Raw genomic sequence first — 7965 nt, 5'->3', positions numbered from 1 at the left:
CTGATGCTTTAGAAGGGGGAAATAATTTTACAACAACAGATGCAAATGGAAGATTAAAAGGTGGTGTAAATGCTAATGGTGTGCCTTTAGTAGCTGTAGGTGTTAACCAAACTATTGGTACAAGTTTAGACGCTAGTGTAATGTCTCAAGTTTGTACAAATCCTTACAAGCCAACTTTGCCAGCCGAATGTTTCACAGTTTTTGTAGAGCAGGATGTAACCTTAACGAGTGGTACAACAAACGGAAGTTTAGCTGCTGGTGGAGATTTGACAATTAATGGTGATTATGAACTGGCTTTGCAAGATTGTGGTTGTTATAATGTAAATGGCAATGATTTGGGATTATTGGTTAATGGCAAAGCAAATTACAATGAAGGTGTATTAAATTTAAGAAATGCTACACAATATGCTCAAATTGGTGAATCAAATGGCAGTAATGCTTGGTATGCAGATCCTCAAAATGCACCAACACCAATAAGAATTACACCAGAAAATAATTATAATGCAAATTCGTATATTCAATTAGCAGGAAATGCAGCAGCTTTTAATGCAGCATCAAATCCTGTTTTTGCAAAAAGCAATTTAGATTTTTCGTTGGCATTCCAAAGATTAAGAACAAATGCTATAAGCTTATCAGAAAATAATCACAATGCAGTACTTAAAAATGTAGCAGGCGATTCTATTTCAACTACAAATTTACCAACTCAAATTGGTGTTTTACTGAAAAATAAGGCGAATTACATCAACATAAACGGATCAGATTTAAATAACGTTGAAGTTGTAAACTTTTTAACTGCTACAAATTCAGATAAATACTTAATTGTAAATGTAAATGCTCCAGGAACATTTTATTGGAATGTTTGGGCACAAAATGGAGTTGCTCATCAAAATGCTTCACACATCATTTATAACTTTTACAACACTACAGCACTGCACTTACAAGGTAATAACACTATTTATGGTAGCATTTTCGCGCCTTTTGCGAGCATCACTAAAACTGAAAACACAGCCGATGTTGTTGGGCAAATAATAGCTACTTCTTATATGCAAAATGGAGGAGTTGTACATTGTACATCATTTGCATCAGATGTAAATGCTGCAACTGCAGTTAATGCAACACCAACTGCAACTTTCAACGTAAATAACAATGAGTGTTTAAATAACAATAGCTTTCAATTTAATAATACCTCAAATACAGGTTCAATTGCACAACCTGTAGCTCCAATTTCATATCAATGGAATTTTGGTGATGGTACTACAAGTACTTTTATGGAACCAACAAAGACTTATGCAACATCAGGCGTATATACAGTTACTTTAACAGCAACAAATAAATTTGGTTCAGATACTACAAGTCAACAGGTTACAGTATTACCAAAAGTTGATGCAGAGGTGGTTATCAATACAAACAATTTATCAAATGGTGCTGTAAATGCAAATGTTACTTTGGTAAATACTGCAGATTTTTCGAGTTATTCTTGGACTTTACCTGGTGATAATACATCACTTTATCACAATGAAAACGCCATCTCAATTACCTTTCCTCAAGCTGGTTTATACACCTTATTATTTACAGGAGTGCAAACAAATGGGTGTAACATTACCACAGAAATTCCAATTACCATACAATCTAATGAGGTTAGTACAGGTAATAGTGGAGGGGTAGAATCTGAATCTTTAGGTGATGCAATTTCTAAAATTTATGTGGGTAGAAAAAAGAATTCTGTTCCAACTCAATTCGTGAAATCGGAAGCTAATGTTTATAACAAAGCTAAATTAAAAAGTGTACAACCTTACCAAGGTAAAGGGCAAACAATGTTAGATATGTTTCCAACAGCTTTGGTAACTGGTAATGTTGCGAACATCACTTCACCAACAGATATTTTAGATTACACCATAGCAGATGAAGTATTTTCGGTAGACTTTTCTTTAGATGGACAAACTAAAGGGGTGGTATTAGGAATCAAAACATCAGATAAAGTATATAATCATACCAAAGCTTCTTGTGACAGGTTAAGAGGTGCTGAAATTTTAAACATAAAAACAGTAAAATTACAAGGTAAAAACTTTTTAATGCAAGGTATTCAACAACGCACAGGTGTTGTGGAATATGCCATTTCTTTTGCAGTTGCTAAAAATAATAACGATAGCAACTATACGCTTCAAACCAACTGGTATGTAAATCATTACACTAAATTTAATGATGTGTATAATTTTCAAGTATGGTCTACCAATCCTTTTGATACTCAAAAGTTAGTAACTGATATTTTAAATAACTTACAAACGTATTTGCCAGTGCAACAAACAGAGGTGCAAAAATTACCAAAAACATATGCAGCTAAGATTTCTAGAGCGCAAGGTGATTTAGTAGTACTTTTAAGAAGCACTGAAGTTGGGCAAGAAGTAGAAATTGCCATGGAAGAAATTTATTCTGAAACTGCAAATAATGTTAAGCACAGATATAATCCTGTAAATTCTGAGAAAGAAAAAACATTGCATATTCCTATTGCAGATGGTTATGAATATGATGCTTTGGTAAAAGTAAACGGAGAAATTCAAGATGCATTTTATCATGCAGATGGTAACTGGGGCTTAGATTATGACAAAAGATATACTGAAATCAATCACTATTTTGTGTCTAATGATTTTGATAGAACTTATAATGATGATGAATATGCTATCAGTAGAAATGTAGAACTAAATGCAACTAGTGATTATGATTATTTAACTTTATACAAATCGTTATTACCAGGAACTTTAGCCGCAGATTATTCTCAATACAAATACTTATCTTTTACAGCTACTGGTAGTGGATTGATGGAATTGGGTTTGATAAAATCATCTATAGAAGAATGGAAAGCGCAATATAGAGTTATGGTAGATTTGTCCGAAGAAGAGCAAACTTATTATATACCTTTTGAAATCTTCTCATCAATAGGAACTACAGCTCCAATTACAGCAGATGATTTAACTACATTGGCATTTACATTTTTACCAGTAGAAGCACAAACTAAAGATTTAGATTTAAGTATTAAAGACATCAAGTTTACTAAAACCGCAGTTGAGGAAGAGCTAGTGCATAAAATTGAAGAATTTGACAATCAGTTTATGGCATATCCAAATCCGTCTCAAGGCTTTATAAATCTTTTACTGTACAGCAAATCACAAACCAATGCAAAAGTTACCTTGTTTGATGTTACAGGAAAAACAATTTATGAAACTTCAGCAACACTTACAGAAGGTAAAAACGAATTGAACTTCGATTTTGGTAGGGTAAAACCAGGAGTTTTATTCTTAAAAGTAAGCAGTTTTGAAACTGATTATGGAACGTCTAAAATTATTTTTAGGTAAGTGAATTGGCTTTCTATATAGCATTAAAATAACCCAATTAGCAAGAAAAGTGAAAATTAACTTTTATTACTGAACGCAGAAGTAAGTACTTTATCATGATTTTTATAAAACATCATTACCACAAATGATCCAATAAAGACAGAAGCCATACCTTCAATTAATAATGTAATAAATAATTCAGCAATCGATAAATCTCCACTAATTAAAAATGAATTGTTCATTGATAATAAAAATTCAGGATTTATCAGCTCTACATAACCAACAACTCCAATGATAGATAAAATTACAGATAATGCAGCAGTTTGTATACCTAAACCTAAATTAGTAATATAGTTGGTTTCTTTGTTTAATTCAATGTTCGTTTTAACAGCTTGTCTAATTCCTAATACTACAAATATTAAGTTTAAAAATCTTAGATAAGGGTTTTCATGAACTCCGATTAATTTCGAGAAGAAAAAGAACCCTCCAATTAAAGCTGTTATTAAAATTCCGTATTTTAAAATAATTTTTGATTGACTCATTTTGTTTATTTTTATTTGTTATTAGTTAAACAAAGCTAACAAAATTAATAGTAAAACTATCTTAAAGAAACTTTAAAACTCTTATTTATAAATTTTTAAGTTTTTTAATTAACAACAATAGTATTGATGTTTTCCAATTCTTCTGCAGTAAAAAAAGTGTTTTCAGTGGCTTTTAAACTGTCTAAAATTTGCTCAGTTTTACTAGCACCAATTAAAACAGAAGTAATTCTATCATCTTTTAAAATCCAAGAAATAGCCATTTGTGCCAAACTCTGATTTCTATTTGCAGCAATTTCGTTTAAAGCTTTAATTTTTGGTAAATGCTCTAAAACTTGGTTTGTATTTAAAAATGGACTGTCTTTTACAGCTCTTGAGTCCTTGGGTAAGCCATTAATATATTTATTGGTTAACATACCCTGTGCTAAAGGAGAAAAACAAATGGCTCCAACTCCAGAGTTTTCTAATAATTCTAACAATCCATCTTCAACCCATCTATCAAATAGATTATATCTTGGTTGATGAATTATGCAGGGTGTACCTAAATCTTTTAAGATTTCAAAGGCTTCAGCAGCTCTTTTGGGTTGATAGTTAGAAATTCCCACATATAATGCTTTACCTTGTCTTACCATTAAATCTAAAGCACCCATTGTTTCCTCTAAAGGCGTGTCTGGGTCTGGCCTATGATGATAAAAAATATCAACATAATCCAAATTCATTCTTTTCAAACTTTGGTCTAAACTAGCCGTTAAATATTTTTTAGACCCAAAATCTCCATAAGGCCCATCCCACATATCATAACCAGCTTTTGATGAAATAATCAATTCATCTCTATATTGTTTAAAATCTTTTTTTAAAATTTTACCAAAAGTGGTTTCTGCACTTCCATAAGGAGGTCCATAATTATTTGCCAAATCAAAATGAGTAATTCCGTTATCAAATGCACATTTTAATAAGTTTCTGGCATTTTTAAAATCATCATTTTTACCAAAGTTATGCCATAAGCCTAAAGAAAGTTCTGGTAAAAGCAAACCACTATTGCCTGTTCTTCTATACTTTATTTTTTTGTAACGATTTTTATCGGCTATATAATTCTTTTTTTTGCTCATAATTACAGTAAAGCTTCTTTTAATATCGTTATTGGATGTTTTGCAATTCTTTTTGTGCCATCAAATATTTGATGGCGACAACTTGTACCAGCAGCCACTATTTCTGTATCTGAACTGCAATTTCTAATTTTAGGAAATAAAGTATCTTCACCCACTTGCATACTAACCTTATAATGCTCTTTTTCGTACCCAAAAGAACCAGCCATTCCACAACAACCTGTGTTTAATATAGTTACTTTGTAGTTTTCTGGTAAATTTAATATTTGAAAACTAGCGTTTGTACCCGATAATGCCTTTTGATGGCAATGCCCATGAATTTTTAATGTTTTTTTATTTGATGTAAATTGGCTTTTATCAATATTACCTTGTGTTATTTCTTTGGATATAAATTCTTCAAAGGTATAGGTATGTTGCGCTATTTTTTCTGCGGATGAGGTATCATCTGCTAATCTGATGTATTCGTCTCTAAAGGTTAAAATGGCTGAAGGTTCAACTCCTATTAATGGAGTTTTATCAGTAATGATATCTTTAAAAACCGAAATATTTGTATTACAAATTGCCTTGGCTTCTTTTAAAAATCCTTTAGAAATATGGCTTCTCCCACTTTCATCGTGGGCAATATTTTTAATTTCGTAACCTAGCTTTTCTAATAGATAAACAGCATCTTTTCCTATTTCTGAATCGTAATAATTGGTAAATTCATCTTTAAATAAATAAACCGCTTTTTTAGGCTTCTCGACTGCGTTTGAAGTTACATTGTGTTTTTTTAGCCAACTTTCTAAAGTTTCATTTGCTAGTTTAGGTACAGAACGTTCAACAGCAACACCTAAAACTTTTTTTGCTAAAAGTGAATTTGTAAAAAAGTTGGTGATTTTAGGCATTTTGCTACCTAACTTATTGTATTTGGCATTATTGGCAAATAGTTTACTTCTAAACGAATAGCCATTAGTTTCTTGATATTGATATAAAAATTCAGCTTTCATAGTTGCAATATCCACATTACTTGGGCATTCAGAAGCGCAAGCTTTACAACTTAAACAAAGATCTAAAACTTGTTTTAGTTCTTTAGAGTCAAACTTATTTTTAGCGGTATTATTGGTTAAAACTTCACGAAGAACGTTAGCTCTTGCTCTTGTAGTTTCACTTTCATTTTTTGTTGCTCTATAGCTTGGGCACATGGTTCCACCAGCTTCTACAGGTTTTCTACAATCCCCAGAACCATTGCATTTTTCTGCTAATTTTAAAATTCCTTCGCTATCAGAAAAATCCTGAATGGTTTTAATGCTTGGTTCAATTCTGTCTACTTCATAACGCAAATTTTTATCCATAGAAAAAGCGTCTGTAATTTTTCCTTGGTTAAAAACATTATTAGGATCAAATGCTTTTTTGATACGTCTTAACAATTGATAATTTTGTTCGCCAATCATTAACGGAATAAACTCGGCACGTACAATTCCATCTCCATGTTCACCAGAAAAAGAACCTTTGTATTTCTTTACTAATTTTGCAGTTTCAGTAGTGATTTTTCGAAACAACACAACATCTTCTGCTTTCTTTAAATTTAAAATTGGTCTTAAATGTAGCTCACCAGCACCAGCATGTGCATAATATATTGCGTTTTGTTGGTACTTGCCCATTATTTTTGTAAACTCTTCAATATAACTTGGCAAATCTTCTAAGTCTACAGCAGTATCTTCAATACAGGCAACCGCTTTCATATCGCCAACCATATTACCCAAAGCACCTAAACCTGCTTTACGCAAATAATGCACTTTAGCAATGTCTGCGCCATATACTTTTGGATGATGGTAACCAAAATTGTTTTTTTGTAAATCAGCGATTAAATGATCGGCTAAAAGTTCTGCTTCTGGTAAGGTGTTTGCAGCAACCTCTAGCATCAATAAAGCTTCTGGATCTCCTTGTAAAAAGAATCTATTCTTTGCTAATTCACGATTGTTTTTTGTACAATCTAAAATGGCTTTGTCCATTAATTCACAATTGTATAAATTGTGATTCATAGACGTTAAAGTAGCTTGTAAACTCTCATTAATGCTGGTAAAATGAGCGCAAACCATAATGCTTTCTTTAGGGGGTAAAGCATCTAATTGTATGGTAATGCTAGTGGAAAAAGCCAAAGTACCTTCGCTACCTGCTAAGAATTTTGCCACATTTATTGTTGGTTGATTTCCACCAAATAAATCCGATTTTAAAAATTCATCTACAGCATAACCTGTACATCTTCTGTGAATGGTTTCTTTCGGGAATTCTGTTTTGATTTCTTGTTGCGTTGCTTTAATAGAAAGTTCATCAAAAATTGATTTATATATTTTACCTTCTAAGCTTTTTTCTTTGGATTTATTAATAAATTCTTCAGAGGTAATTTCTTTAAAAGTGGCTGTACTTCCATCACTTAAAATGGCGTCAATTTCCAGAACTTTATCACGTGTAACTCCATACCTGATGGAAGTGCTTCCTGAAGAATTGTTACCTACCATTCCACCAATCATACACCTGTTTGATGTTGAGGTGTTTGGACCAAAAAACAAACCATAGGGTTTTAAAAAAACATTAAGCGAATCTCTAACAATTCCGGGTTGTAATTTGATGGTTTTGTTGTGTTCATCAAAATGAATAATGTTTGTAAAATGTTTGGAAACATCTACAACGATACCATCTCCAACACATTGCCCAGCAAGCGAAGTTCCTGCAGTTCTAGGTATTAATGTGATGTTGTTTTTTGTAGCAAAATCAATTAAAACTTTAATATCATTTTCATCTTTCGGAAAAGCAACTGCAATCGGAATTTTACGATACACAGAGGCATCTGTTGCGTATAATGTTTTGTGTAAATTATCAAATAAAACATCACCAGAAAGTGAGTTGTGTAAGCTTGTTAAAATAGAATTATCAATCATCATTTACTATTGAAAAGTAGGTCTTTTTGCAAATATCCGAAAACTATTTTCAAAATAATAAGATGATGATAAG

Annotated in this window: 4 protein-coding genes; 1 reads left to right on the top strand and 3 read right to left on the bottom strand. The window is 31.9% G+C overall.

Annotated elements, in window-relative coordinates; genetic code table 11:
• Positions 1-3350, top strand: a 3350-nt coding sequence (locus tag ACTG3V_RS11370) for a collagen-binding domain-containing protein (protein WP_439132286.1), incomplete at its 5' end; no start/stop codon positions are given.
• A gap of 56 nt (positions 3351-3406) precedes the next feature.
• Here the strand turns inward: ACTG3V_RS11370 and ACTG3V_RS11365 are convergent.
• The 3 genes from ACTG3V_RS11365 to ACTG3V_RS11355 all read right to left on the bottom strand — a co-directional run bounded on the left by ACTG3V_RS11365 (position 3407) and on the right by ACTG3V_RS11355 (position 7892).
• Complete coding sequence (locus tag ACTG3V_RS11365; RefSeq protein ID WP_439132285.1) at positions 3407-3871, bottom strand: hypothetical protein; 465 nt, start codon at positions 3869-3871, stop codon at positions 3407-3409.
• A 104-nt stretch (positions 3872-3975) separates the two neighbouring features.
• Positions 3976-4977, bottom strand: coding sequence for an aldo/keto reductase (locus ACTG3V_RS11360; protein WP_439132284.1), 1002 nt, complete (start codon positions 4975-4977; stop codon positions 3976-3978).
• Between the two features lie 2 nt (positions 4978-4979).
• The gene (locus ACTG3V_RS11355) at positions 4980-7892 is read right to left on the bottom strand and encodes an FAD-binding and (Fe-S)-binding domain-containing protein (protein ID WP_439132283.1); all 2913 of its coding nucleotides are present in this window, start codon (positions 7890-7892) and stop codon (positions 4980-4982) included.
• Between the last annotated feature and the right edge of the window lie 73 nt (positions 7893-7965).

Source organism: Polaribacter sp., from assembly GCF_965660385.1.
Lineage (GTDB): Bacteria > Bacteroidota > Bacteroidia > Flavobacteriales > Flavobacteriaceae > Polaribacter.
This window is presented reverse-complemented; position numbering and strand designations above follow the sequence as displayed.

Coding starts and splice junctions, on each gene's coding strand:
- ACTG3V_RS11355 (WP_439132283.1), bottom strand. CDS start 7,892: ATGATTGATAATTCTATTTTAACAAGCTTACACAACTCACTTTCTGGT.
- ACTG3V_RS11365 (WP_439132285.1), bottom strand. CDS start 3,871: ATGAGTCAATCAAAAATTATTTTAAAATACGGAATTTTAATAACAGCT.
- ACTG3V_RS11360 (WP_439132284.1), bottom strand. CDS start 4,977: ATGAGCAAAAAAAAGAATTATATAGCCGATAAAAATCGTTACAAAAAA.